The sequence below is a fragment of the Corynebacterium propinquum DSM 44285 genome, from assembly GCF_000375525.1.
In the GTDB taxonomy this organism is placed as follows: domain Bacteria; phylum Actinomycetota; class Actinomycetes; order Mycobacteriales; family Mycobacteriaceae; genus Corynebacterium; species Corynebacterium propinquum.
Genome location: NZ_AQXC01000012.1, coordinates 22008 through 47035, shown reverse-complemented (window position 1 = coordinate 47035; position 25028 = coordinate 22008). Strand labels below are relative to the sequence as shown.

Genomic DNA, 25028 nt, shown 5'->3' with positions numbered 1-25028 from the left:
AATGCTGCCATAACAAGGAGTAGACTTATCGGCTGTTATGAATGAGAGCAAACCCGGCCGCCGCGCCCTTGTGAGATACGGATCGACCTGCTGCGCGGCTGTACTTGCCACTGGCTTGGTCACGGGAACCACCGCGTTTGGCATCGGCACACTCAACTCCGCTGCCCCACACGCTGCCGCGGCCCCGCTGATCCACGCCCAGCAGGAAGAACCCACCCCGCTGGAAGGCCCAGCTCCAAGCGAGGGCGACGAGTCGGCAGCTCCGGAGCCACTTAGCCGCGAGGAAGCACCCGATACCAGCTCGTGCCCAAACCGCGTGCACCCGCCGCAGGCTCGCACGACCTCTGAGGCTGTCGCGCCCGGTCAACCCTCTCCTACCCCATTGCCGCCGCTGGAAAAACAAAATTGCGGGGTCAGCACTGCTCCGGGTTTTCATGTCGACGAATCCGTCTTGGCTTCGGCCTGGTTGGTTGCCGATATTGATTCCGGCGAGATCATCGCACAGAAAGATCCCCACGGGCGCTACCGCCCGGCCTCGATCATCAAGGCATTGCTGGCTTTGGTCGCCATTGAAGAGCTGGATCTGGAAAAGACCGTGACCGTCTCGCAGGAATCTGCCGATCAAGTCGGCTCCCGAGTAGGCATCGGCGCCGGTGGCGAATACACCATCGAGCAGTTATTACACGGTTTGTTGCTGGCATCGGGTAACGATGCCGCCCACGCTCTGGCACAGGAACTTGGTGGCGACGAGGTGACGCTGCGCAAAATCAATAAGCTTGCCGACGATCTCGGCACCACGGACACCTACGCCGCAAGCTATTCCGGCTTGGACGTGGCGGGTAACTCGGCTTCTGCGTATGACCTGGGGTTAATTTATCGCGCGGCCTACCAAAACCCTACTTTTGACCGCATCGTGAATACTGAATTCATTGCATTCCCGGGCTTCGACGAGCACGAGGGATTCGAAGTGTGGAACGACAACCACCTGTTCATGAATGCCCCGGATGGCATGGGCGGTAAAACTGGTTACACCGACGATGCCAACCACACCTTCGTCGGTGCACTGAACCGTGACGGCCGTCGATTGATGGCGGTAATTCTCGATACCACCGTCGACAAGGCCCGCGCGTGGGAGCAAGCGCAGAAACTATTGCACTCGGGATTCTCTGTGGCGCCGGGCACGAATATCGGCATGTTGCAACCAGTCGCCGATGCGGACACCGAACCCACTCTGACACAGGGGGCGAGCCCGGCACCGCAAAATTCCGACGATGCCTCACCGGATAGCGCGGACGCGGGCAATGCCGGTACGAATGCTGAACCCCACGAAAAGACAATCTTGATTGTGGTACTCGCGGTCATCGCCGCTGGCGCCGGAATTGCGGCAATTGCTGGATTCTTTTTGCGTAGGCGTTAAAACTCCTTTTTGGGGGCAACGCCGCTGATAACTATTCTGACAAATACCCCAGCGATGCGCTATACCTCAGGTTATTTCGCCTTAAAGATCCGGCGAAGCGCCCAACCACCAGCCGCACCCAAGCCTGCACCGGCGCCTAGCAGGGTTCGGGTCGACGGGCGCTTTTTCACCTCGTGGCGCACTCGAATCACGGCTGGTTCGGGAACCGGAACCTCTTCCGTGGCACGAGCCTGCTTGGTGGTGGCGGTGAATGCAGAAACGTAGAGCACCACGCGCCAGATCAGATACAACACAATCATCAAAGCGATGATCGGCCCGAAGATCGCGCCAGTTGGGCTGCCTGTGGCCGAAGACAGGATCACGGTAAACAGCTGCTTAATTACTTCAAAAACAAGTGCACCGAGCAATGCACCAATGAAGCCGGCTTTCTTCGGTACCTTCTTACGCGGCAGAATAACCACCAGCCACCACATGACCAGGAAGTTCGCCAGAATACCAATGAACAGCGCGGAGAAGAACAGAATATAGTTCAACCCTGGCATGACATCGTCAACATTCAGCCACTCTAAAACGGTAAAGACAATGCCAGACGAACCCACAGCGGTGATGCCGAAAGCAATGACGAATGCCAGGATCAAACCGATCAGGCCCAGCAAATCATTGAACTTCTTGACGACGAAGTTTGCGCCATCGTTCGGATCCATGTTCCACATCGAGGAAATGCCGGCGCGCAGATTATGCATCCAGTTCAGACCGGTCCACAGCGCAGTCAAACCACCAATTCCGGCCACGGCACCACGGCGCTCCACCGCGCCTTCCAGGATTTCGTTGGCGATCTCGCCCATCTGGCCTTCCAGCGACTCAGTAATTTGATCCTGGAAACTAGCGAACAGTTCCGGACGACCCGCCAAGACCTGCGCGGCAGCCGCAACGATCAACATCGCAATCGGAAAAACCGCCAACACCGAGAAATACGTAATACCAGCGGCAAACTGATTACCACCCTGTGCACCGTAACGCTCGACGGTGCGCATGATGTGGTCGAAAAAATCAGACTTGTGCCGCATCTTCTCGACGAATCCAGGATCATCGTCCCGCACGCGTTCGATGCCGTAGTTGTCCTGGTTTTTCTCAGCTGACTTTGTGGTGGTGGCTGCCACTTCAGTGTCCTTTAAGTTGGTAATTGGCGCTGGCTTGCACGGCCCTGGATTTTCTCTGTGAGCGTTGCTTCCTCACTCTAACGCATCCGTAGCTAACGCGGCTGCGCTGGCAGGAAACCCACCTTGTCATAGACGTCGGCAAGCATCCCTGCGGCAACATCCCGGGCACGGTCCGCGCCGTCGGCAAGAATCTGGCCCAGCTGTGCGCGATCATCCATGAGTTCGTCGTAACGAGCACGCAACGGGTTTGTGAATTCTTCCAGCGCATCAGCAGTATCAACCTTGAGGTGGCCGTAGCCCTTTCCTTCATAGGAAGCAACCAGATCATCGACAGGAGTATTGGTTAACGCGGACTGGATGGTGAGCAAGTTGGAAACGCCCGGCTGCTGCTCACGATCAAAGGCGATCACGCCGCGGTCATCAGTCACGGCGGACTTCAGGCGCTTTGCGGAGGTCTTTGGCGGATCCAGCAGGTTGATCAGGCCCTTGGGGTGCGGGGTGGATTTCGACATCTTGATCGTCGGATCCTGCAGATCGTAAATCTTGGCCGAACCTTCGGGAATGAATGGTTCTGGTACCTCAAACGTTGTGCCGAAACGCGTGTTGAACCGCTCAGCCAGGTTACGGGTAAGCTCCAAATGCTGGCGCTGGTCCTCGCCCACGGGCACATACTGCGGGTGATAGAGCAGAATATCTGCGGCCATGAGCATCGGGTAGGTAAACAGGCCCACCGAAGTGCGCTCCTCGCCGTGCTTGGCGGATTTGTCCTTAAACTGTGTCATGCGCGCGGCCTCGCCGTAGCCGGTCAGGCACTGCAATACCCAGTTCAACTCAGCGTGTTCTGGCACATGCGACTGGATGAACAGCGTGGAACGCTCCGGATCAATCCCCAGCGCAATCAGCTGCGCAACACCGGCGTAGGTGCGCTCGCGTAGCTGCTTCGGGTCCTGTTCCACGGTCAACGCGTGCATGTCCGGGATGAAGTAGAACGCGTCGAAGTCATTCTGCAGTTCGATCCACTGCTTCAGGGCTCCGAGGTAGTTTCCCAGGTGGTACGAATCAGCGGTTGGCTGAATGCCAGACAGCACACGAGGTTTGTCTGTAGTAGGTACCGATGCGGTCATCTTTTTATCCTTTACTCAGTACTGAAAGTGGCAGTTTACGTTGCACTTAACGTGGTTTCTGGCACGCAAAAACCCTGCTGGCGCAGAGTACAGCCAGCAGGGCGCGAAGCTAACGGTAGCTTGTAGGTAGTCGGCTACACCTTGCGCGAGGTTGGATCATACAGATCCAGCGCAGTGGCGAAAGCAGCAACGATGCACGCGCCACCGACACCCATGGTGATACCCGAGACCAGCCCTGCCATGGAGAACTGTACGTTCATGTACCAGACAATCGAGCCGGCCAGGATGGCAATGCCAATGATCAGCCAGGATAAAACGCGAATCATACTGAATTCTCTTTCCGGTCAGTATCAGAAAATAAGTCTCTTTTATGCTAGCAGCTTAGTCGCTTTCCGACGATTTTGACTGCTCATTTTCAGGGTTCTTAGAAGTGTCCACGGATTTCTTCGACGTCTCCGGCTTGATCCCCCTAGCAACCTTCGATTTCGCTTTCCGCGCGGTTTCACGCACAAACTGCGCAGATAGGCGCAGGCGCGGATCCACCGGCTGGTTTTCGTCGTTATACGCGAAAATTGGCATGGACTTGTTGTATTTCACTGCCCACATGCGCACCGCGAATGTCACGATCAGCCCTGCGGGAATCACCACGGCCGGTGGGGCACCTAATTGTTCCAAGACCATATACGTCACCGAGCCGATCAGTGCACAGGCTGCATACAAATCGCCCATGAATACTAGCGGGACACGGTCGCTTAGAATATCGCGCAAAATTCCGCCGAAAACACCGGTGCAAATCGCGGCCACGATAGCGATCAATGGCCCATGGCCTTCCGACAACGCCACCTGGGTACCCAACACTGTAAACGCTGCCAGCCCCACTGCGTCGAGAGCCAGGAACAGCGACCGGAAATAGTGCATGAAAAACGACAGCGACACCGTCACCGCCGCTGCTACCAGCACCACGATCAAATAAACCGGGTTATCCACCCACACCAGCGGGTAATGCCCAAGCAACACGTCACGCACGGTTCCCCCACCGAAAGCCGTAATAGCGGCGAGCAAGGAGACCGCAAAGAAATCCAGCCGTTGGCGCCCTGCGGACAAAGCCGCGGTCATCGCCTCTGCAGAAATACCAACCACATACGTCGCGGTTAATAACGTCGTCACGGTCATAGGTGCACGTCCTTTACATGAGAATCGAGCTTAGTGAAATTCCACCAGCAAAGGCGAGTGATCGGACCAACGCTGCTCAACGGTCGGGGCTTTTTCTACCCACGTCCGTTGTGCGCGTTCCAGCATGGCGCGGGTGGCAGCCTGGTAATCGATACGCCACCCCGCATCATTGTTGAAAGCCTGGCCACGGTAGGTCCACCAGGTATACGGGCCGTCGTGTTCCGGATCTGGGTTTAGGCGACGGGCCAGGTCAAACCACTGCGGATCCGTGGCTGGCTCACGCTGGGTGTTCGCTGCATAGTCCACAACACCCTGGTAGTCGCCGAGGTATTTCTTTTCCTGCGGGGCTTCATCAGGAAACGCACCAAAGACGGAATCAAAGAATGCGCGTTCTTCGGGCAAGTGGCCCGACACTTTTTCGTTTGGTTTGTTGTTTTTCAGATCTTGGCTGCGGTGGCAAATATTCCAGTCGCCGCCAATGACCATGTTCTCGTGTGCATCTGCGCGCTGCAGCAAGATCGAATCGAATTCGTCCAAGAAGGCATATTTTTCATCTTGCTTGGCTGTCCCCTGCGCGCCCGACGGCAGATACAGCGAGGCCACGCGCACGTCACCAAAACTGGAGTCAACAGTGCCCTCAATCCAGCGGCCAGCGGTGGCAAACGCGCTTGCGTCGCCAAAGCCCACCTGGACGTCGGCAAGCGGGCTGCGCGATAAAATTCCCACCCCGGCGCGGCCCTTGGCTTCGGCATCGGCAACGACTAGGTGCCAGCCGGCTTCCAGCGCCGGGGCTAATGCCTTTTCGGTTTGTTCCGGGGTCGCGCGGACTTCCTGCATGAGAACGACGTCGGCCGAGGTATTTTCCAGCCAATGGTTCATTCCCAGGTTGTCGTCGTTACGCTTTTTGCAGGCGGCGCGGATGCCGTTAACGTTAACTGTGGCTATCGTCAGTTGAGGTTCAGACATGGCCACCACTGTATAGCGTGGGTGCCACAGTCAAGAAACTAACCGGTTTTAGTGAAAGACTTGTGCCGCAACCAGATGGTCGGGAACCAAATGACGATGGCAGCGATGGCCAAACCAGCTCCGGCGAGAGAAGGTGCGCTGTAGCTGTAACCGGCAGAAATCACCGCGCCGCCCAGCGCGGCACCAGCGGCATTCGCCATGTTGAGGGCGGAGTGGTTTAGAGCCGCAGCCAGGGTTTGGGCGTCGCCAGCGGTATCCATCAGGCGAATCTGCAACGACGGCACCAGCGTCGAACCGAAGAAGCCGACCAAGCCGAAGTTGATGGTGCCCAACCACGGGTTCGACGAAGTGAAGTAGAACGCGACCAGCACCAGGCAGATCATTGCCAAGGCGAACAAAATGCCCTTTTCCAGGTTCCAGTCAGCAACGCGGCCACCGAACCAGGTACCGGCCACCATGCCGATGCCGTAGGCCATGAGCACGATCCACATCAGCGACGGATCCAGGCCTGCTTGCTCGGTCATTGTCCAGGAAATATAGGTATATACCGCGAACATGCCGCCGAAACCAACGGTGCCCATCGCCAGCGTGAGCCACACCTGGCCGCGTTGTAGCGCGCCCAGTTCCGTGCGGACCGACGTCGCACCCATGCGCACCATGTGCGGCATCAGGTACCACAACGAGACCAAAGTGATCACACCGACGACAGTGACGAATACGTAGGAGGCATGCCAGCCGAAGGCCTGACCGAGTGCCTGTGCTGCAGGCACACCACCGACGGTGGCAAAGGACAGACCCATCGAGACAAAGGAAATCGCGCGCCCACGCTCGCCCTCCGGCGCCATGGAGGCCGCAGCCAAACCGGCCACCGAAAAATACGCTCCGTGCGGCAGGCCGGCAATAAATCGCGCTACCAGCAAAAACTCATATGTCGGAGCAACGACCGACAAAAAATTACCAACAATAAACGCACCGACCAGCAACAACAACAGGCGTCGACGCGGGATTTTGCCGGTGACCGCCGTGATCGCTGGCGCGCCGATAACCACACCCAGCGCGTAGAGCGAAATGATGCGCCCTGCGGTGTCCTCGGTGACTCCGTAATCTTCGGCGATCAGCGACAAAAGGCCCATGGAGACGAACTCCGTCACGCCGATTCCGAACCCACCCAACCCGAGGGCGACCATGACGATGTATCGCCGTTTTTCGGTAATTTCCGTCTGCCGTGGCAGGGCTCGACGACGGGGGCTAGAAGCTAAATTGCGCAAATGACTCAACTGTGGCACGCATGAGACCCTACGCCCATAAAAGCGCAGGTGCCTAGTCCGTCAAAGTTTCTGTGGCAGGTACCACAACTACCTTGTGAAACCTCCATACGTGGGTCACAATTCTCGGCGTCGAACAGCAAACTAGTCAGTTTATAGGTAACCTGGGGCCGCAACATTTTAGTGACGAAATATTTCAAGGAGTCTGAAATGGCTAAAATTGTTTGGACCCGTACCGACGAAGCCCCACTGCTGGCTACCTACTCGTTCAAGCCAGTGGTTGAGGCGTTTGCTTCCACCGCGAATATTGATGTCGAAACCGCCGATATTTCTTTGGCCGGACGCATCATCGCGCAGTTCCCAGAGCGTCTCACCGACGAGCAGAAAATGGACGACGCCCTGGCACAGCTTGGCGAGCTGGCGAAAAAGCCAGAGGCCAACATCATCAAACTGCCAAACATCTCGGCTTCCCTGGTGCAGCTCAAAAACGCCATTAAGGAGCTCCAGGAAGACGGTTACGACCTTCCTGATTACCCAGATAAGCCAGCGAACGCCGAAGAAGAAGAGATTCGCGATCGCTACGATTCCGTGAAGGGTTCGGCTGTGAACCCGGTGCTGCGTGAGGGCAACTCCGACCGCCGGGCACCGCAGGCTGTAAAGAACTTCACGAAGAAGCACCCACACTCCATGCAGGACTGGCCAGCAGATTCCAAGTCCGCTGTGGCCACCATGGACGACAACGACTTCGCGCACAACGAGAAGTCCGTCATCATCGACGGTGACGACGAGCTGAGCTTCGTGCTGAAGGCCGCTGACGGTTCCGAGAAGGTTCTCAAAGAAGGCCTGAAGGTAGAAGACCGCGAGGTCGTCGACGCCACCTTCATGTCCGCCAAAGCCTTGGATTCCTTCCTGCGTGACCAGGTTGCCTACGCCAAGGAAAACAACCTGCTGTTCTCGGCGCACCTGAAGGCCACCATGATGAAGGTCTCCGACCCAATTCTATTCGGCCACGTCGTACGTGCTTATTTCCACGACGTCTTCGACAAGTACGGTGACGCACTCATCGAAGCTGGCCTGAACGGCGAAAACGGTCTGGGCCACATCCTGGAAAACCTGGACAAGCTGGACAACGGCGACGAGATCAAGAAGGCTTTCGACAAGGCGCAGGAAGACGGCGCCCCACTGGCGTACGTCAATTCCCGCAAGGGCATCACCGCCCTGCACGTGCCTTCGGACGTCATCGTGGACGCTTCCATGCCTGCCATGATGAAGACCGGCGGTCAGATGTGGAACAAGAACGACGAAACCCAGGACGCCCTGGCAATCATCCCGGATTCTTCCTACGCCGGCGTTTACCAGACCGTCATCGAGGATTCGCAGAAGAATGGTCAGTACGACCCAACCACCCTGGGTACCGTGCCAAACGTGGGCCTGATGGCCAAGAAAGCCGAAGAATACGGCTCCCACGACAAGACCTTCAAGATCCCTTCTGCAGGCACCGTCGAGGTTCGCAACAGCGCCGGTGAAGTTCTAATCTCCCACGACGTCGAAGAAAACGACATCTGGCGCGCCACCCAGACCAAGGATGAGCCAATCCAGGACTGGGTCAAGCTGGCAGTTTCCCGTGCACGTACTTCCGGCATGCCAGCCATTTTCTGGTTGGACGAGAACCGTGGCCACGACGCCACCTTGATCAAGCTGGTGAACAAGTACCTTGCAGATCACGACACCGAGGGCTTGGACATCACCATCATGGATCCGGTCTCGGCCACCAAGAAGTCCGTGGAGCGCATGCGCAACGGTGAGGACACCATTTCCGTGACCGGTAACGTGCTGCGTGACTACAACACCGACTTGTTCCCGATCTTGGAGCTGGGCACTTCCGCGAAAATGCTGTCGGTGGTTCCGCTGATGGCTGGTGGCGGCCTGTTCGAGACTGGTGCTGGCGGATCCGCTCCGAAGCACGTCCAGCAGGTTCTGGAAGAAAACCACCTGCGCTGGGACTCCCTCGGTGAATTCCTGGCTCTGGCAGAATCCTTCCGCCACGAGGCAGCGAAAAACGACAACGCCAAGGCGAAGGTCTTGGCCTCCACCTTGGACAAGGCCACCGAGAAGCTTCTCGACGAAGGCAAGTCCCCTTCCCGCAAGGTAGGCGAGATCGACAACCGTGGTTCCCACTTCTACCTGGCGATGTACTGGGCGCAGGAGCTGGCGGCACAGTCCGAGGAATCGGAGCTGGCTGAGCACTTCGCACCAATCGCAGAGAAGTTCTCCGAGGCCGCCGACAAGATCGACGCCGAGCTGATGGAAGTTCAGGGCGAAGGCGCTGACCTGGGTGGCTACTACCAGCCATCCGACGAGCAGGCTTCCAAGGTGATGCGTCCATCGGCTACGTACAATCAGCTGATGGAAGAGCTGAAGAAGTAATCTTTCGGCTTAAGTCGGGGATGCTGCCGAAACCACAAAGCATGCAGCAGCTGTAGTAGCTGCTGTTGCTTTCGAGCCGTTCTGAATTCGGCAGCTGCGGCGGCTAAATTAGCTGCAGAACCTGCGCCGTATAAGCGGCGCAGGTACATAATTAAAGCTGAAAGCGCCCGGGGCAGGTTTTTCTGCCCCGGGCGCTTTGGTTTTCTGGTTCCGGGTCTGGCTCCGGACTTGGATTCTCGGGGGGTTGCCCGGCTCTGGCTCTGGGCTTAGATTCTCGGGGTGTTGCGCGGCTCTGGATGTTGCCGAGATATTCGGGTTTTGTGTCTTTTTTGCAAATAGTGGGCCAAAACCCGCCCTTTTTGCCACACTATTTGTAAAAATGCACCACTAGTTTTGGTTCAAAAACCCATTTTCCCAGGTTGCGAAGGTTTCAGGGCTGCCCCAGCCCCGTTTAACCCACCAGGTTGAGGAGGTTTCAGGGCTGAACCCCAGGTTGCCCCAACCCCATTTATCCCACCAGGTTGCGCAGCACATCCCAGAAGGTTCCGGCCATCACGACGATACCGATGATGACCACGAACCAGTTGCTGGCAACCGGCCGGAAGCGCTTGAGAGCATCGACTTTGTAGATCGCCCACACTGGCAGCAGGTACGTCATGAAGCCCATGAAGATGCCACCGATCAGCGTGATCATGTCCAGGATGGATGGGTTGATGATCGCCACGGCGGTGACCACAACAAACACGAATACGTAGATCGCGATGGCCACGCTACGTGGGTTAGCATCCCGCATCGCGCCTGGGGCCACCAGTTTGCCGAAGTACCGGGTACCTTCCACCGTGGCCAGCAGATGGCCGAAATACGACGAAACAATCGCACAAATCACCACGATCGGCACAATATAGGCCAGGAACTGCGTTCCGGTTTCATTCGCCAGGTAAGACAGCACGGGGATGTTTTGCTCGTAGGCTTCTTCCATGCCGTCCGCACCCAAAGCGAGTGCGGAAGACCAGACGAAGAACATGGTGAAAAGCGTCAGCAATGCCGTGGCAATCAGGATGATCTTAGAGGATTGCTTCTCGGCTCCGTCACCGTAGAAGCGTTCCGTGTCCAGCACGAACTGCGAAATTGCGGCCAGGAAGCTGAAGGAGAACACCAGCACCGGCATGATCAAGATGATGTCGCCGAGGTTAGCAACGAAGCCGTCGGCGCTGTAGTGGTAGAACGAGCTGAAATCCCACTGCGGGATCAGGTACAAAGACACCGCTGCCAGCGCCACGATCAACGGGTAGATCACGAACTGCGCAACCAGCAGCGCGGTGTTGCGGCCTAGGGCAAAGCCGAGCGTCATCAAGCCGACGCAGAGCGTCGCCAAGATTGGGCGCGAGATTTCCGGGCCGTTCAGCTGGTTTTGGATGAAGCTGTCGACGGTGTTGGTGATCGAGATGCCGTAGATCATCACGATCGGGAACACCGTGAACCAGTAGATCAGGGCGACCAAAATACCTGCGTTTTTGCCGAAGAAACTGGTGACTACTTCCAGCACGTCTTGGCCTTGCTGCGAGGATCCGCTGAGCATGCGCGCGTAGGCGCGGTGCGAAAAGAATGCCATGGGGCCGATCAGCAGGGTGGCTACCAAAAGCGGCCAGAACCCGAAGCTACCGGCATTGATGGGCAAAAAGAGGATGCCGGCACCGACTGCGGTACCAAACAGTGCCAGGGCCCACTTCGAGTTGTTGGGTTTTTCTCCGCGGACGTCCTGATCGTAGCCAGAACCGCCTGGTGCGCTGGGATCGCCAGCTGTACCTTGGCCGCCTGCGGTTTCGGTCTGTGCTGAGGCGGGAGTGTGTTTTTCGCTCACGAGCTGGAGCCTTTCCGTCGTCAAGAATGATTATTAATAATCACAGATTGTTGAGCAGTCCACACCATTATGTCAGCCACATCACAAGAATGAAAAACCGGATCTGAAGCACAAATAAATCAGCCACATCTGGCTTGTCGACGAATCCCGCCGCGGAAGCAGAATATAATTCTACAAGTAGACAGCTCTGTTCATCTAGACTGTGTGAAGCAAGTTACCGTCCACGTCGGAAAGCGACAGATATGCCTCATACCACGCCTTTTGGCCCAACTTCCACGCTGAACCACGCCAGCATCGGCGAATTCCGCACGGAGGCTGGCGCCATGATGGATGAGGTCACACTGGGCTACCACGTCTTCGGCACCTTCCGGGGTGAGCTGGATGGCCCCAATAACGTCATCCTGATCGAACACGCCCTAACCGGTTCTTCCGATGTCTCTGACTGGTGGGGAGAGCTCCTTGGGCCCGGCCGCGCACTCGATACTTCACGCTGGTGTTTTATCTCCGTGAACGCGTTGGGCGGCTGCCATGGTTCCACCGGGCCGTCTAGCATTGCCTCCGACGGACGCGCCTGGGGTTCACGCTTCCCGGCGGTATCAATTCGCGATATCGTCGCCGCGGAGGCCCAGCTGCTCGCCATGCTCGGCCTGGAAAAAATACACGCCGTCATCGGCGGTTCCATGGGCGGTGCCCGCGCGCTCGAGTGGTCGCTGCTCTACCCTGAAATGATGGATGCGGTGTGCATCCTGGCGGTCTCTGCCCGGGCTTCCGGCTGGCAAATTGGTATTCAGTGCGCGCAGATTTCCGCCATTGAGCGCGATATCAACTGGCACGGTGGCGACTACTACGACACCGACGACTATCCTCTCGAGGGCCTGTGCGCCGCCCGCCGGATCGCACACCTGACCTACCGCGGTGAGCAGGAGATCGACGAGCGCTTTGGTTCCGATCCCAACGAAGGCGAAAACCCCTTTGGTGAATTCCGCGATCCCACCCAGCGCTTTGCCGTCAATAGCTATCTAGAGCACCAAGGCCTTAAGCTGTCGAAGCGTTTCGACGCCGGTTCGTACGTCGCACTCACCGAGGCGCTAAACCGGCACGATATTGGGCGTGGGCGCGGCGGCCTCAATCGTGCACTCGGAAATTCCACTGTGCCCACGATGATCGTCGGCGTCGACACGGATATTTTGTACCCGTATCACCAGCAAGAACACCTTTCGCGCAATATCGGCAACTTCTTGGGCATGGCCAAAATTGTCTCCCCCGTGGGTCACGACGCCTTTTTGACGGAAACACGGCAGCTGGATCGCGTTTTTCGGAAGTTCTTGAAGCTGTCCCTGCCGGAGCCCTACAGCATTTAAGCCTGCCTGCCCGCGCCCTGCCAGGCGCAATGTGGGCCATCCCCACCCCCGCGCGACACTATCCATAAGCCCCGCGCGATACTTGCACACCGACTGCAATCTTGCATAGTATGTGCAAGTATTTTATTTGCTGCATACCGCAAAGGATTGTCATGTCGCGCTTCCTCTACCGGCTCGGTAGCCTCGCCTACCGGCACGCCTGGCCTTTTCTCGCCTTTTGGCTCATTGTTCTTACCGGCTTAGGCATCGCCGTTGCCACCGTTGCCCAGCAACCTTCGCCGAATTTTTCCATGCCGTCGATGGATTCCACCGACACCCAAGAACGCATGCAGGAGCATTTCGCACGCGATAAAGCTGCGCAGGGCGAGGCCACCGACGAGCAGGATTTCGTCTCCGCGCCCGAGGGCACGGTGGTTATCCAAGCACAGGATGCCCCACTAACGGACCCGAAGGTCATGGCTGAAGTCGACGCCTTGGTCGCCGATATGCAGGCCACCGGCGTGCTCGCTACCCCAGAATCCGTGGTCAACCCGGTTATGGCGGCTGCGGGCATGGAACAGCAAATGCGTGAGCAGCTCGCCGCCCAGGGCATGCCGGAAGAAAAAATCCAGGCGGACCTGGCCGCAATCTCGCCATTATCGGACGACGAACACACCGGCACCATCTCGCTGACCTTCGATGCCGTAACCGCCATGGACATTGCGCCCGAAGACCGCGAAGCCATTACCTCGCTTGTCGACGCCTTCGACGAGCAACCCGGCTTCCAGGCTGGATATTCCGGCAACGCTTTCATGGGTGAAATGGGCATGGACCCAACCGCGGAAATGATCGGTTTAGCCGTTGCCGCCATCGTGCTGCTGGTGACTTTCGGTTCCGCTATCGCTGCCGGCATCCCGCTGATTTCTGCGATCGTCGGTGTTGCCACCGGGCTGCTCATTGTCATGTCCGGCACCGCACTGACCGACGCTATCAATGACATGACCCCGGTTTTGGCCAGCATGATCGGCTTGGCCGTGGGCATCGACTATTCGTTGTTCATCCTTTCGCGCTTCCGCAACGAGCTGATCACCGTGACCGGGGCGCAGCACCAGTCGCCGAAGGAATTCGCCCAGACGCTACGTGGCCTGGACAAACCTACCCGCGCGCACGCGATGGGCATGGCGCTGGGCACCGCAGGCGGTTCCGTGATTTTCGCGGGTGTCACAGTACTGATCGCCTTGGCTGCCCTGAGCATCATCGATATTCCATTCTTGACCGCCATGGCCTTAGCCGCCGCAGGCACCGTCGCACTCGCGGTGCTGGTCGCACTGACGTTCCTTCCCGCTCTGGTCGGCCTGCTGGGCTCTAAAATCTTCGCATTACGCATCCCGGGCCCGAAGGTCCCGGACCCAGAAAACGACAATCCCACCATGGGGCTGCGCTGGGCGCGGCAGATTCGCAAGCACCCAATTCTGAACCTGTTGGTTGGCGTCGTCATGCTGGGCATTCTGTCCATTCCTGCAGCGCAGTTGCAACTGGCTATGCCTACCGAGGGCCAAGAATCGCCCGGCAGCCCGCAGCGCAACGCTTATGAGATGACCGCCGAGGCCTTCGGGGACGGCCGCAATGCCCCGATGCTCGCGTATATCGACGCCACCAACACCCCTGCCGGGCAGCGCCCGCAACTGATGCAGGAAGCGATGACGACGTTTACCGCCACCGACGGCGTCGTCAATGCCCAGGTGATAGATACCACCGCCGAAGCCGATGGCATCCAGATGCTGATCACCCCCACCACGGGCGCTACCGACGAGGAAACCACCGATACCCTGGAGCGTCTGCGCGAGAACCAGACGCACTTTGCTGAGCAGTACGACGCGGAATTCGGCATCACCGGCATCGCCCCGATCTTCGACGATATTTCGCAGCTGCTGACCAGCATTTTGATCCCGTATATCCTGATCGTGCTGGGCCTGGCATTCATCGTGTTGGTGCTGGTGTTCCGCTCCATTCTGGTGCCGCTGATCGCGGCCGCAGGCTACGCCCTCTCGGTTGCTGCGACCTTCGGCCTGACGGTGTTCATTTTCCAGGAAGGCGGGTTCGGCATCGTCAGCGATCCGCAGCCGATCTTGTCCTTCCTGCCGATCATGCTCATCGGTCTGACTTTCGGTTTGGCCATGGACTACCAGGTCTTTTTGGTCACCCGCATGCGCGAGAATTTCGTGCGCGTCGGAAAGACCGCTGGCAATGCAACGGCGAACGGCTTCAAGCACGGCGCGCGTGTGGTCACTGCTGCTGCGCTGATCATGATTTCGGTATTCGCGGCGTTCATGCTTCTCGACGAACCGTTCATCCGCACCATGGGATTCGCACTGGCCGTCGCCATCCTGTTGGATGCGTTTATCGTGCGCATGACGCTGGTTCCGGCCACGATGTACCTGCTGGGCAACAGCGCTTGGTGGTTCCCGCGTTGGCTGGATAAGATTTTGCCGCGCCTGGATATCGAAGGCGAAGCTTTGGAAGACGACAAGGAGAAGCTGTTGGCACGCACGGAAAAGCAGGCCAGCGATGACTAGCCTCACGGGCCACGGTGCTGGCAACAGGGCGACCGGGGGCTCGCCCAGCAACACCAGCCTGCGGGAGAAAAAGAAAGCCGAAACCAAAGAGGCCATCGCCCGAGCTGCAGCGCACGTCTTATTGCGCGACGGCGCAGAGGCGCTGACTGTCGCCCATGTTGCCCAGGCGGCCGGGGTTTCTCCCCGCACGTTTCACAACTACTTCCAGTCCATGGAAGAGGCCTTGCTGTGGTTTATCCATTTGCACGGCGCGGAGATCACCGAGGCTTTCGCGCAGGTTCCGACTGAGTATTCCGTGGTAGAAGCTGCCCGCGCGGTGTTTGTTGTGGGTTCCGATGCTGGTGCTGGCACTAGCGCTGCCACTGGAACTGACACTAGCGCTGCCACTGGCACTGGCGAGCAGTCCTCGATGGTTGCGTTAATGCACGTGGTGCAGCAGGTAGCGGCGATGCCGAATATAAGTGCAGCAAAATACGCTTTCGAGGAGAACTACGGCGACACGTCCCCGCATTTGCTTGCCGACGCTTTGGCCGCGCGGATGCCGGATGCTGATCAGTTCACCATCCACACGTACGACTGGTTGATCGGCGCCGCGATTGCCTCGGCGGTCGACGAATACACGGCTGCACGGTCGTCGGCACGCAGCCGCGATGTCGGCAGCTCCGGCGTCTCTGATTCTGACTCTGAAGCAACCGAAGCAACTGAAGCAGTTGGCGAAAAGACCCGCCCTGAGTTGAATTCTTTGCTCAATAGTGCGTTCGATGCACTGAAGTTGATCTCCTGATGGTCTAGGAATTATCCACGTCAGGATTCATTAATTAGCAATCTTGCTCGACTCCGCACGGCTCTGTGTGCAGCGGCATCTTATTCTTAAGTTATGTCGTTGCCACAGCAGTCTTATTTAATTAACCTCCTTAGTCCTAACTACATCGCCGACCACACAGATCCCGGAAGCTTCCACAAGGGATCCACTATCGATCCCGCGGCAATTTCCGGCCATACAGTAACCGACAAATCTATTAAAGCTTTTGTGCAGGGATCGACAATCCACCCCTATGAGGTGCACATCAAGCTGGTCGAAGGCGTGCCCATCACCTATTGCAGCTGTCCTGTGCAGCACCAATGGTGCAAGCACTGCGTCGCCGTCGGTTTACGCAGCATCGCATTATTTCAAGCGCCCGAGGATCGTTTCCTAGAAAACTTTGTGGAGACCGCCAGCCCGAGTGAAATCGTTAGTGCATTCCGGCAAATTTTTCAGTGGGAACCACAGGTGCAGCTCCCGCTACAGCTACACGTTTTGGCGCATACTGGCACGACCGTGAGCATTTCGGAGTTTCTCGAAGATCACCTTGGCAAAGCCATTGGCAGCTTTCTGCCGCCGCGGTGGACAGAAAACAGCCCTCCATCCGGAACTGGTGCACATTCAAGTCTGCAACCGGGCGTCGGCAAGCGCGAGCACACTGCGCGGTTTGAAGAAATGATGGTGATTTTTCGGCATTTCCTCGACCACGGACATACAGAATTAATGCTCCCGTATCTCGAGGAATTCATTAAGCAACTTGCCACCAACCGTACGCTGAGCCTTGCGGGATCTGAGGCTGCGAAAAACACGCTTAACGATGCGCTCGCTCTGCATTTATCCGCGGCCAAGGCTGTGGTGAACTTACCGGATGCGCATGCTGGGGCGGATATCGCGCGCTGGATAACCTGGACCTATTTTTTCAGCGAAGATATTGCGCCACGTCTGCCCGTCTACGCTGCCGAGGAAGCATTGGGGCAAACCGGCATAGACTACTGCGTAAATTTCGCATTCCTGGCAGAAGGCTACTACGGCAAAGAGCACCCGCGGCTGTGGGCGTACCTGCGCGACGTCATCGCCATCGCCGCGCCGCCGCAAGCTAGTGCAATTACAGCGTACGCAGAGAGTTTAGGCCTGCCGAGGAATAACGCCGACGCAGCCGCCGATGAGGTTCCCGGCGAGTGTTAGGATCACGGTCATGCCTGAACATGCACCGGATGCACCGCTGCCCCACCACATCGTCGTGATGGGGGTTTCTGGCAGCGGCAAGACCACCGTCGGCACGGAGCTGGCGAACCTGATGGGTCTGGTCTACCTGGATGGGGATGATTTTCACCCGCAAGCCAATATCGACAAGATGGCCAGCGGCATCCCGCTTGACGACGCCGACCGCTGGCCGTGGCTACGGCGCGTGGGAAATTGGCTCGCCGAGCAGGAGCACGGCGCCATCGTTGCCTGCAGCGCGTTAAAGCAAAGTTACCGCGAGGTACTGCTTTCTGCATGCCCTGGCGCAGTATTTGTGCACTGCACGGGCACACGCGAGCTGCTGGAGCAGCGCATGCTGGAACGCACGAAGCATTTCATGCCGGCGCACTTGCTAGACTCGCAGCTGGCGACACTCGAACCGTTGCGTGGCGACGAGCCCGGCGCGAGTTTCGATGTCGCAGCCCCGCCGACACTGGTGGCGGAGGCAATGAAAGACTGGATTACAGCGCGCTGACGCCGTAAATCACCATAACCAGGGCGAAACCAATAACGGAGATCAGTGTTTGGTTCACCGTCCAGGTTTTGAGCGTGGTGGCGGTATCCATGCCCATCAGGCGGCCAACTAGCCAGAAGCCGGAGTCGTTGACGTGGGAGGCAATAACGGAACCAGCCGCCGTCGCCAAGACGATCAGTGCAAGCGCGACTTCAGAGTAGTCCGCGGCGGCCACACCCGGTGCCATGAGTGCTGCGGCCGTCGTCAAGGCCACGGTCGCCGAGCCTTGCGCAACGCGGAGTGCGGCGGCGATCAAGTAAGCGGCGAGGATCAGCGGGATGCCCATGCCTTCCATGGATTCGGCAAGCGCATCGCCAATGCCTGAGGTACGCAACACGCCACCAAACATGCCGCCGGCACCGGTGATCAACACGACGGAACAGATTGGGCCCAGTGCGCCGTCCATTGATTTCTCGATGGCTTCGCGGCTTACTCCCCTACGCAATCCCAACACAGCGATGGCGGCAAAGGCGGTAATCAGCAAGGCGATCGGGGTTTGGCCGAGGAAACGCAGGAATTGCACCAGCCCGGAATCGCCATCGATCCAACCTGCGGTGGCGGCGGTATTCGCGCCGGTATTGCCGAAGATCAGCAGCATCGGCAGCAACAGGATCATGGCGACGGAACCAGCGCCCGCCGGGTTCTTCGGGGCCTCAGAGCGCGCGCCCAGCAGCAAATCAGGTACCGGCAGCGGGAATTTACGGCCCAGGAACTGCCCCCACACATAGCCGGAGATATACCACGTCGGCAAGGCAATAAGCAGGCCGAACAGCAAGATCAGCCCGATATCCGCGTTATAGAATTCGGCGGCCGCCACCGGGCCTGGGTGCGGCGGCAAGAACACGTGGGTGACAGAAAACGCACCGGCGGCCGGAATACCATAAGCCAAGATCGGGCCATCCAGGCGCCGCGCGACCGCGAAAATGACCGGCAGCATGACGATGAGACCGGCGTCGAAAAAGATCGGAAAGCCCATCAGCAACGACGCCACGCCCAGGGCGAATGGAGCTCGTTGTTCCCCGAATTTGCTCACCAACAGCTCCGCCAGCGATTGCGCGCCACCCGAGTTTTCCACCAATCGGCCCAGCATCGCGCCCAAACCAACCAACAAGGCCACCGATGCCAAGGTAGAACCGAAACCGTCGGTCATGGTCGGGACGACGCCTTCCAGCGGGATGCCCGTGGCCAAGGCCGTCAGCGCGGAGACGGTGATCAGGGTGATGAATGCGTGGATGCGGAAATAAATCACCATCAGCAAAATCATTGCGACGGCGGCCGCGGCGATGCCTAATAGCGGTGCGGTGCCCAGCGTGGGCTCCCAGGTATCCATTGGTGACATTGGTGCAACTTTCTACTCTGTGCGGCTATGTGCGGCGCACGACTAACTTCCTAGTGCATCCACCGAGGCGGACAAAAACATCAGCGCTGCTCCTGCAACAGCACTGAACGAAGCATCGAACCTGCGCGAACGCACAGCAAAAACGCCCAGTTTTGCGGAATCGCAGGTCAGCCGCAACGCAGCCAGCCAAAGCATCGCCACGCCCAGGGCAAACGTGGAACGACGCCAATGATCCGCCACCAAAAACCAGGCGGCGGCGGCCAGCAGCACGATAAACGCGGCCATCCCGACCCACTGCAACCACCCGGGTATGCGCGAGGACGCCAGGTTCAGATCATGCGGGTTGGCCAAGCCGCTGCGGTCGACCTTGTTCCGGTGGGTGCTCAGGCGACGAGCACCGTCACCGACGGGTAGTTCGGCGCGGCCACTGGCCCGGTGCGAGTGTGGTTTATCCGGCATGCAATTCTGCTCGCTCCACGACGTTGTGCACCAGGAATGCGCGGGTCAGGGGGCCCACGCCGCCGGGGTTGGGCGAGACTGCACCGGCCTTGTCCCAGACTTCGGGTGCGACATCCCCGGCGAGTTTGCCGTCGACGCGCGACACGCCCACGTCCAGCACGGCAGCACCTTCTTTCACCATGTCCGCGGTGAGCATGTGCGGCACGCCAGCAGCGGCGATGATGACATCGGCGGCCTTGGTTTCTGCCGCCAGGTCCTTGGTTCCGGTGTGGCACAGGGTGACAGTGGAGTTTTCGCTGCGGCGAGTCAACATCAGACCAATCGGGCGGCCAACAGTCACACCACGCCCGATGACCACGACTTTTGCGCCGTTAAGTTCCACGCCGAAACGACGCAGCAACGAAATGCAACCGTTCGGGGTGCACGGCAGCGGTGCATCCTCATTGAGCACAAGCTTGCCCAAGTTCACTGGGTGCAGGCCGTCGGCGTCCTTGCCCGGGTCGATGCGCTCTAGCACCTCGTTTTCATTCAGGTGCTTCGGCAGCGGCAACTGCACAATATAGCCGGTGCAGGCTGGGTCTTCATTGAGCTCATCGATGACGGCGAGCAGTTCTTCCTGGCTGATATCAGCAGGGAGATCGCGACGGATCGAGTTGATGCCCAGGGCTTCGCAGTCGCGGTGCTTCATTTTGACGTAGCTGTGCGAACCTGGATCATCGCCCACCAACACAGTGGCCAGACCAGGGGTAATGCCCTTTTCGCGCAGCTTGTCGACGCGCTTTTTCAGATCGTCGAAGATTTCGTCTCGGTAGAGTTTTCCATCCAATGTCAATGCAGTCACGGCTACCATTCTAGACTCTTGCCATGGCCGATTTGCATGTTGTCTTTGATAATCCGGTAATCCCCTCGAATACCGGCAACGCGATCCGTTTAGCTGCGGTAACCGGCGCCCACCTGCATTTGGTGGAGCCGCTGGGTTTCAATTTCGACGATAAACATTTGAAACGCGCGGGGCTGGATTATCACGATTTGGCGGATCTGCAGATCCACCCGAACTTGGATGCGTGCTTGGATTCGCTTGCCGACGGCCGGCTCTTTGCTTTTAGCACTGGTGCCAGTACTTTTCACACCGACGTCAACTACCAAGACGGCGATATTTTACTCTTTGGCACAGAACCCACCGGTCTGCCAGCTGAGGCACTTGCGCACCCGCGGGTGACCGAGCAGGTGCGCATTCCCATGCTGCCGGCGCGCCGGTCGATGAACCTGTCGAATTCTGCTGCCGTCGCGGTATTTGAGGCGTGGCGGCAGCTGGGTTTTAGTGGCGGAATCTAGTGAAAAGTCCCCGCCTGTTCTAGTTCTGGCAACGTGCGCTGGCGCAAGTATTCGAGGAGTTCTTCGGCATCGCCTGGGGAAAGATCCGCACCTACCATGCTCACTGGCCCGCCGACCAGGTCCAGGCGTAAACTGCGCAAACCAAGCAGCGCCTGTATCGGCCCCCTGCGCAACGAGAGCTCTTGGATGTGCGGCTCAGCGACGATGGCAACCTTGCGCCCAATTCGCCCGTGGTGGATGATCACGGCGTCGTCGACAAGCGTGACGCCCTGTTGTTGGTAATCAATCGGCGAGCACCAACGGGCCTGTTTCGGCGAGGTGTACCGGGGGCGGGTGAAACCGTCTGGCCGGGCAAACTCGGCAAGCTGCTCGTCGGCAAGCGGGGTGACCAGCGCGGCGATCTGTTGGGCCTGTTGTTTGCTGCCAACGGGCAAGATCATCGTGGAGCCGGAATCGCTACCGGACAGCGCGCCATAACCTGCGACGTCTACCTGCACGATCCACCAGCCAGTCAGCCGCCACAGGACGGGTTGGCTGATTTCGACGGCGTGAATGCGGTTCAGCGGCACTGATTGCCGACGCCTGCTGGTTAACCCGTACGCGATGTCGAGGGACGGAGAGTTGTTCGGCCCGCCGGTCTCGTTGAGCGTGGCGGTGAATTGCCACGCGTTGTTGAGGTGGCCAAGCAACGTGCCCAGGGCGGCAAAGACGATGACGAAACTGGAAATGATATTCAGAGGGGTAAACAGCTGGGCAAGTACGACGAAAGCCGCGATCACGGTGCTGGGACGCAGCGCCCGTGAGCCGAGCACCCGTCCGTCGGGAATCGGCGGGATGATTACGCGGTTCGACTGGTCAGTCGAATGAGCCGGATGGGCGAGATCAGGCTTGTGTGTTTGCGCGGCATCACCAGCTGGGGTTTCTGCTGGCGTCGCTTCCGGTGCACCGGGTTCTGCGATGCCCGAGTGCGCGGTATCAGGCTCGGTTGATTTTTCACCACGCACGCGCTGCAGAACTTCCGCGCGTAGGCGTTCTGCTTCTTTCTTGCGCAGATATTCGACTTCAATCACAGAATCCGAGCCGCCGGCCGTCTCGACGCGGACTTTCGCGAGGCCAAAGATGCGGGCGACGAACGGCTCGACGATGTCGACGGCTTGGATGCGATTGAACCGTGCCGAGCGCACTTGGGTAGAAAACACGCCCTTTTTCCGCGCGATTTCTTCGTCGTCAAGCCGGAAGCCCATGGCCCGCCACCAGAAATACGACAGTCCCACGATGAGTACCGCGATGCCGAGCAGAATCGCGGTGCCAACCAGCAAGTCGGTCAGGTGTTCGCCATCTGCCCAACTGGAGACCGTGTTGATAATCGTCGAATTAATGTTGACGAAAATGACGACGGCCAAACCAACGAGCAGCGACCAGAACTCCAGGATCGGAGTGAGGAAATGGACGCGGTGCCACTGCTGTTGGTTGGTTTGTGCCTCGGCCGGTGGGTGTGTGGCTGCTGGTTCTGCGGCAGTTGGGTGCGAAGCCCTGGGGTGCTGATCGTGTGGCTGAGGGTTTTCTGCTGAACTCATAGACCGCTCATCCTCTCACGAGCCTTTTCGGACAGGCGCTGACGTAATGCATCTGCGTCGGCAGCTTCTAGCCCGGGGACATCGGAGTCGGAGGAAGACGAAGCCGTATGTAGCTTCACGTTTTTCAAGCCGAAGAGTTTATCGATGGGGCCGGCAGAAACATCCACGAATTGAATCCGCCCATACGGCACGACGGTGAAGGTGTGCCAAATTTTGCCGCGGGTGATCAGAAGTTCGTCGTCGGTTTCTTTCCAGCCAAGCAGTTTCACCTGCCGTGGAATGAGCCAGATGCGAAAAAGGACGAAGGCGACTATGACGGCGGTGACAATCCACAACCAATTGCTCCAGAACACGGCGGCTGCGATGGAGGCACCAATAAATAATAAGGCCCAGGGCAGACCTGAAAGATAACGCGCTTTGATCAGTTTCCTCGACACTGGGTTCATAGCAGCCCAGGGTACCTTCCGTCTCCGACGCACGCTGCTCATTGCGCATCGTCGCGTTCGGATTCTAGGTGTGGACCCAGCGAGGAATAATCAAGGGTGTTTCCGACTCTGGGTCACGAATAACTCGTGCATTCACGCCGAAAACTTCGCTAAGCAAGTCTTCTGTAAACACATGGTCGGGGCTTCCCTGTGAAACTATTGCGCCCTGTTTCATTGCAATGATGTGGTCACCGTAGCGTGCGGCTTGGTTGAGATCATGCAGCACTGCCACCAAGGTCGCTCCCGTTTCTTGATTCAATCCACGACAAAGTTCCAGTAGCTCAATTTGGTGATTCAGGTCGAGATACGTGGTGGGTTCGTCGAGAAGCAAAACGCCGGTCTCTTGGGCTAGCGCAACCGCCATCCATACCCGTTGCCGCTGTCCACCAGATAGTTCGTCGACGAGCTTCCCAGATAATTCATGCACTCCAGTTGCCGTCATAGCTCGAGACACAGCCGCATCATCGTCGTGCGTCCAAGGACTAAAAAGCTTTTGATATGGATATCGGCCTCGGTTAACCAAGTCCACGACCCGCACGCCTTCCGGCGCTACAGGGCCTTGCGGCAGTAAACCAATTTCTTGGGCCACCTTTTTCGTGGGTAGAGATTGAATTATTTCCCCATCTAACATGATGTGCCCTTGCGTCGGACGCAATAATCGAGCTAATGCTTTCAACAAGGTCGACTTACCACAAGCATTGGGACCAACAATCACCGTGAATTTCTCATCTGGGATTTCCACTGACAAATTTCGTGAAATCACGGTCGATTCGTAACCCAAGCTTGCATTTGCAGCTTGCAATCTGCTCATCGCGCTTTTCCTTCCCGGAACAGCAGCCACAAAAAGTAGATGCCACCAATCGAGACAGTAACAATGCCCACCGGCAACGGTGAATCTGGATATATCCGCTGAGCAATAACGTCTGCCAATAACAACAACAATGCTCCGACGGCAGCAGACGTGCCTAATACCAATCCGTCGAGGCGCACAACACGACGGGCAATATGGGGAGCTGCAAGGGCAATGAAGGCAATCGGACCGACAGTGGACGTAGCTATTGCAATCAATCCGATGCCAACCACGATGGCAAGCAACTGCACCCGATGCACGTGCAAGCCAAGAGCGGTAGCGAAGGGGATACCGATTTGTATAATGCGCATTGGACGTAACAGGCATACCGCGCCGATGCCGAAGATTATTGCCCCGCAAGCGATCAGCCACACATCAAACCAGGTAGCACCGGATAGATTTCCGGCTCCCCATAAACTTGCCATCAGAGCATCTTCTACTGTCGCGGTCAGCAGCATCCACGTATTCAACGAAGCCAACATTGCACTGACTCCAATGCCAACGATCACTAAACGCACACCGCGGGTATTGCCATTGCGCACCGATAGGAAAAATACCACCAGTGCAGTCATGATCCCACCGACCAGGGCCCCAATCATCACGCTAATCGAGCTGCCTCCAACCACCAACATGATGAATAATGCACCGGTATAAGAGCCGGTTTGGAAGCCGATAACATCCGGTGAACCGAGCGCGTTGTTTGTGAGTGTTTGGAAAATCGATCCACTCATAGCCAGTGATGCGCCGAGGAGTACCGCGATAATGATGCGGGGTGCTCTCCATTCCACGACAATCATCGTGGTGAAGCTATCTCCCCGCCCCAACACAGCATTCCAGGTCTCGGTTGGTGTTACTGAAGCAGATCCGGTAAAAAGCGCAAAAATTCCCAATGCGATTATCGCGATCCAGACCGCAACACTGACCCGCAGCGCTCGCGCGTCAATGCGCCAGACGCCGTGAGTTTTCCCAGGAATAGGCAACTCATAACATTGCCTTCCAAAATCAAGTCTCTGCGCTGTATGCACGAGTTCTCCTGTCTGTGCTGACTGCTGATCGCGGGATCCTATCCGCTCGTTTCGTGCTTCGTCGCCGATTCCGCGCTTTACGGCGCTCACG

22 protein-coding genes are annotated in these 25028 nt (G+C 57.9%); 8 read left to right on the top strand and 14 right to left on the bottom strand.

What is annotated here, in order from left to right:
- Positions 1-37 precede the first annotated feature (37 nt).
- Entirely contained in the window at positions 38-1417 is a 1380-nt protein-coding gene (locus B142_RS0110100) for a D-alanyl-D-alanine carboxypeptidase family protein (protein ID WP_018121428.1), read from the top strand.
- 71 nt (positions 1418-1488) lie between these two features.
- Here the strand turns inward: B142_RS0110100 and B142_RS0110095 are convergent, their stop codons facing one another.
- The 6 genes from B142_RS0110095 to B142_RS0110070 all read right to left on the bottom strand — a co-directional run bounded on the left by B142_RS0110095 (position 1489) and on the right by B142_RS0110070 (position 7126).
- Positions 1489-2577 carry a YhjD/YihY/BrkB family envelope integrity protein gene (locus tag B142_RS0110095; RefSeq protein WP_018121427.1) on the bottom strand — a complete coding sequence of 363 codons (1089 nt, stop codon included), beginning with the start codon at positions 2575-2577 and terminating at the stop codon, positions 1489-1491.
- 92 nt (positions 2578-2669) lie between these two features.
- Positions 2670-3701: a tryptophan--tRNA ligase gene (gene trpS, locus B142_RS0110090; RefSeq protein WP_018121426.1), complete on the bottom strand. Its 1032-nt coding sequence runs from the start codon at positions 3699-3701 to the stop codon at positions 2670-2672.
- A 134-nt stretch (positions 3702-3835) separates the two neighbouring features.
- Entirely contained in the window at positions 3836-4027 is a 192-nt protein-coding gene (locus B142_RS0110085) for a hypothetical protein (protein WP_018121425.1), read from the bottom strand.
- A gap of 55 nt (positions 4028-4082) precedes the next feature.
- Positions 4083-4874, bottom strand: coding sequence for a trimeric intracellular cation channel family protein (locus B142_RS12560; protein WP_018121424.1), 792 nt, complete (start codon positions 4872-4874; stop codon positions 4083-4085).
- 30 nt (positions 4875-4904) lie between these two features.
- Positions 4905-5840, bottom strand: a complete 936-nt coding sequence (locus B142_RS0110075) for an exodeoxyribonuclease III (RefSeq protein ID WP_018121423.1) — start codon at positions 5838-5840, stop codon at positions 4905-4907.
- A gap of 38 nt (positions 5841-5878) precedes the next feature.
- On the bottom strand, positions 5879-7126 hold the full coding sequence (locus tag B142_RS0110070) for an MFS transporter (protein ID WP_026168052.1): 1248 nt from the start codon (positions 7124-7126) through the stop codon (positions 5879-5881).
- Between the two features lie 189 nt (positions 7127-7315).
- Between B142_RS0110070 and B142_RS0110065 the strand changes: the two genes are divergently transcribed.
- Complete coding sequence (locus B142_RS0110065; protein WP_018121421.1) at positions 7316-9532, top strand: NADP-dependent isocitrate dehydrogenase; 2217 nt, start codon at positions 7316-7318, stop codon at positions 9530-9532.
- Between the two features lie 508 nt (positions 9533-10040).
- Here the strand turns inward: B142_RS0110065 and B142_RS0110060 are convergent.
- The gene (locus B142_RS0110060) at positions 10041-11393 is read right to left on the bottom strand and encodes an amino acid permease (protein ID WP_018121420.1); all 1353 of its coding nucleotides are present in this window, start codon (positions 11391-11393) and stop codon (positions 10041-10043) included.
- Between the two features lie 242 nt (positions 11394-11635).
- Here B142_RS0110060 and metX point away from each other — a divergent pair, with 242 nt between their 5' ends.
- The 5 genes from metX to B142_RS0110035 all read left to right on the top strand — a co-directional run bounded on the left by metX (position 11636) and on the right by B142_RS0110035 (position 17828).
- Positions 11636-12754 carry a homoserine O-acetyltransferase MetX gene (metX, locus tag B142_RS0110055; protein ID WP_018121419.1) on the top strand — a complete coding sequence of 373 codons (1119 nt, stop codon included), beginning with the start codon at positions 11636-11638 and terminating at the stop codon, positions 12752-12754.
- 152 nt (positions 12755-12906) lie between these two features.
- Complete coding sequence (locus tag B142_RS0110050) at positions 12907-15309, top strand: MMPL family transporter (protein WP_018121418.1); 2403 nt, start codon at positions 12907-12909, stop codon at positions 15307-15309.
- Positions 15302-16093: a TetR/AcrR family transcriptional regulator gene (locus B142_RS13035; protein ID WP_018121417.1), complete on the top strand. Its 792-nt coding sequence runs from the start codon at positions 15302-15304 to the stop codon at positions 16091-16093. The genes B142_RS0110050 and B142_RS13035 overlap by 8 nt, the downstream gene beginning before the upstream one ends.
- A gap of 93 nt (positions 16094-16186) precedes the next feature.
- Entirely contained in the window at positions 16187-17296 is a 1110-nt protein-coding gene (locus B142_RS0110040) for an SWIM zinc finger family protein (protein ID WP_018121416.1), read from the top strand.
- A gap of 10 nt (positions 17297-17306) precedes the next feature.
- Positions 17307-17828 (top strand): gluconokinase, encoded by a 522-nt coding sequence (locus B142_RS0110035; RefSeq protein ID WP_018121415.1) that lies wholly within the window; start codon positions 17307-17309, stop codon positions 17826-17828.
- On the opposite strand, the gene B142_RS0110030 is transcribed toward B142_RS0110035, so the two are convergent.
- Genes B142_RS0110030 through B142_RS0110020 form a run of 3 tightly spaced genes read right to left on the bottom strand, consistent with a single transcriptional unit; the run spans position 17815 to position 20506 of the window.
- Entirely contained in the window at positions 17815-19197 is a 1383-nt protein-coding gene (locus tag B142_RS0110030; protein WP_018121414.1) for a GntP family permease, read from the bottom strand. The two genes, B142_RS0110035 and B142_RS0110030, sit on opposite strands and share 14 nt — an antisense overlap.
- 51 nt (positions 19198-19248) lie before the next feature.
- The gene (locus tag B142_RS0110025) at positions 19249-19665 is read right to left on the bottom strand and encodes a DUF3017 domain-containing protein (RefSeq protein ID WP_018121413.1); all 417 of its coding nucleotides are present in this window, start codon (positions 19663-19665) and stop codon (positions 19249-19251) included.
- Complete coding sequence (locus B142_RS0110020) at positions 19655-20506, bottom strand: bifunctional methylenetetrahydrofolate dehydrogenase/methenyltetrahydrofolate cyclohydrolase (protein WP_026168048.1); 852 nt, start codon at positions 20504-20506, stop codon at positions 19655-19657. Before B142_RS0110020 ends, B142_RS0110025 begins: the two co-directional genes overlap by 11 nt.
- A 23-nt stretch (positions 20507-20529) precedes the next feature.
- Here B142_RS0110020 and B142_RS0110015 point away from each other — a divergent pair, with 23 nt between their 5' ends.
- Positions 20530-21000 (top strand): tRNA (cytidine(34)-2'-O)-methyltransferase, encoded by a 471-nt coding sequence (locus B142_RS0110015; protein ID WP_018121411.1) that lies wholly within the window; start codon positions 20530-20532, stop codon positions 20998-21000.
- On the opposite strand, the gene B142_RS12550 is transcribed toward B142_RS0110015, so the two are convergent.
- The 4 genes from B142_RS12550 to B142_RS0109995 form a co-directional block, all read right to left on the bottom strand.
- Positions 20997-22577: a PH domain-containing protein gene (locus tag B142_RS12550; RefSeq protein ID WP_018121410.1), complete on the bottom strand. Its 1581-nt coding sequence runs from the start codon at positions 22575-22577 to the stop codon at positions 20997-20999. The two genes, B142_RS0110015 and B142_RS12550, sit on opposite strands and share 4 nt — an antisense overlap.
- The gene (locus B142_RS0110005) at positions 22574-23023 is read right to left on the bottom strand and encodes a PH domain-containing protein (protein WP_018121409.1); all 450 of its coding nucleotides are present in this window, start codon (positions 23021-23023) and stop codon (positions 22574-22576) included. The genes B142_RS12550 and B142_RS0110005 overlap by 4 nt, the downstream gene beginning before the upstream one ends.
- A gap of 64 nt (positions 23024-23087) precedes the next feature.
- On the bottom strand, positions 23088-23873 hold the full coding sequence (locus tag B142_RS0110000) for an ABC transporter ATP-binding protein (RefSeq protein WP_018121408.1): 786 nt from the start codon (positions 23871-23873) through the stop codon (positions 23088-23090).
- Positions 23870-25027: a FecCD family ABC transporter permease gene (locus B142_RS0109995; RefSeq protein ID WP_236658176.1), complete on the bottom strand. Its 1158-nt coding sequence runs from the start codon at positions 25025-25027 to the stop codon at positions 23870-23872. The genes B142_RS0110000 and B142_RS0109995 overlap by 4 nt, the downstream gene beginning before the upstream one ends.
- Position 25028: the final 1 nt, after the last annotated feature.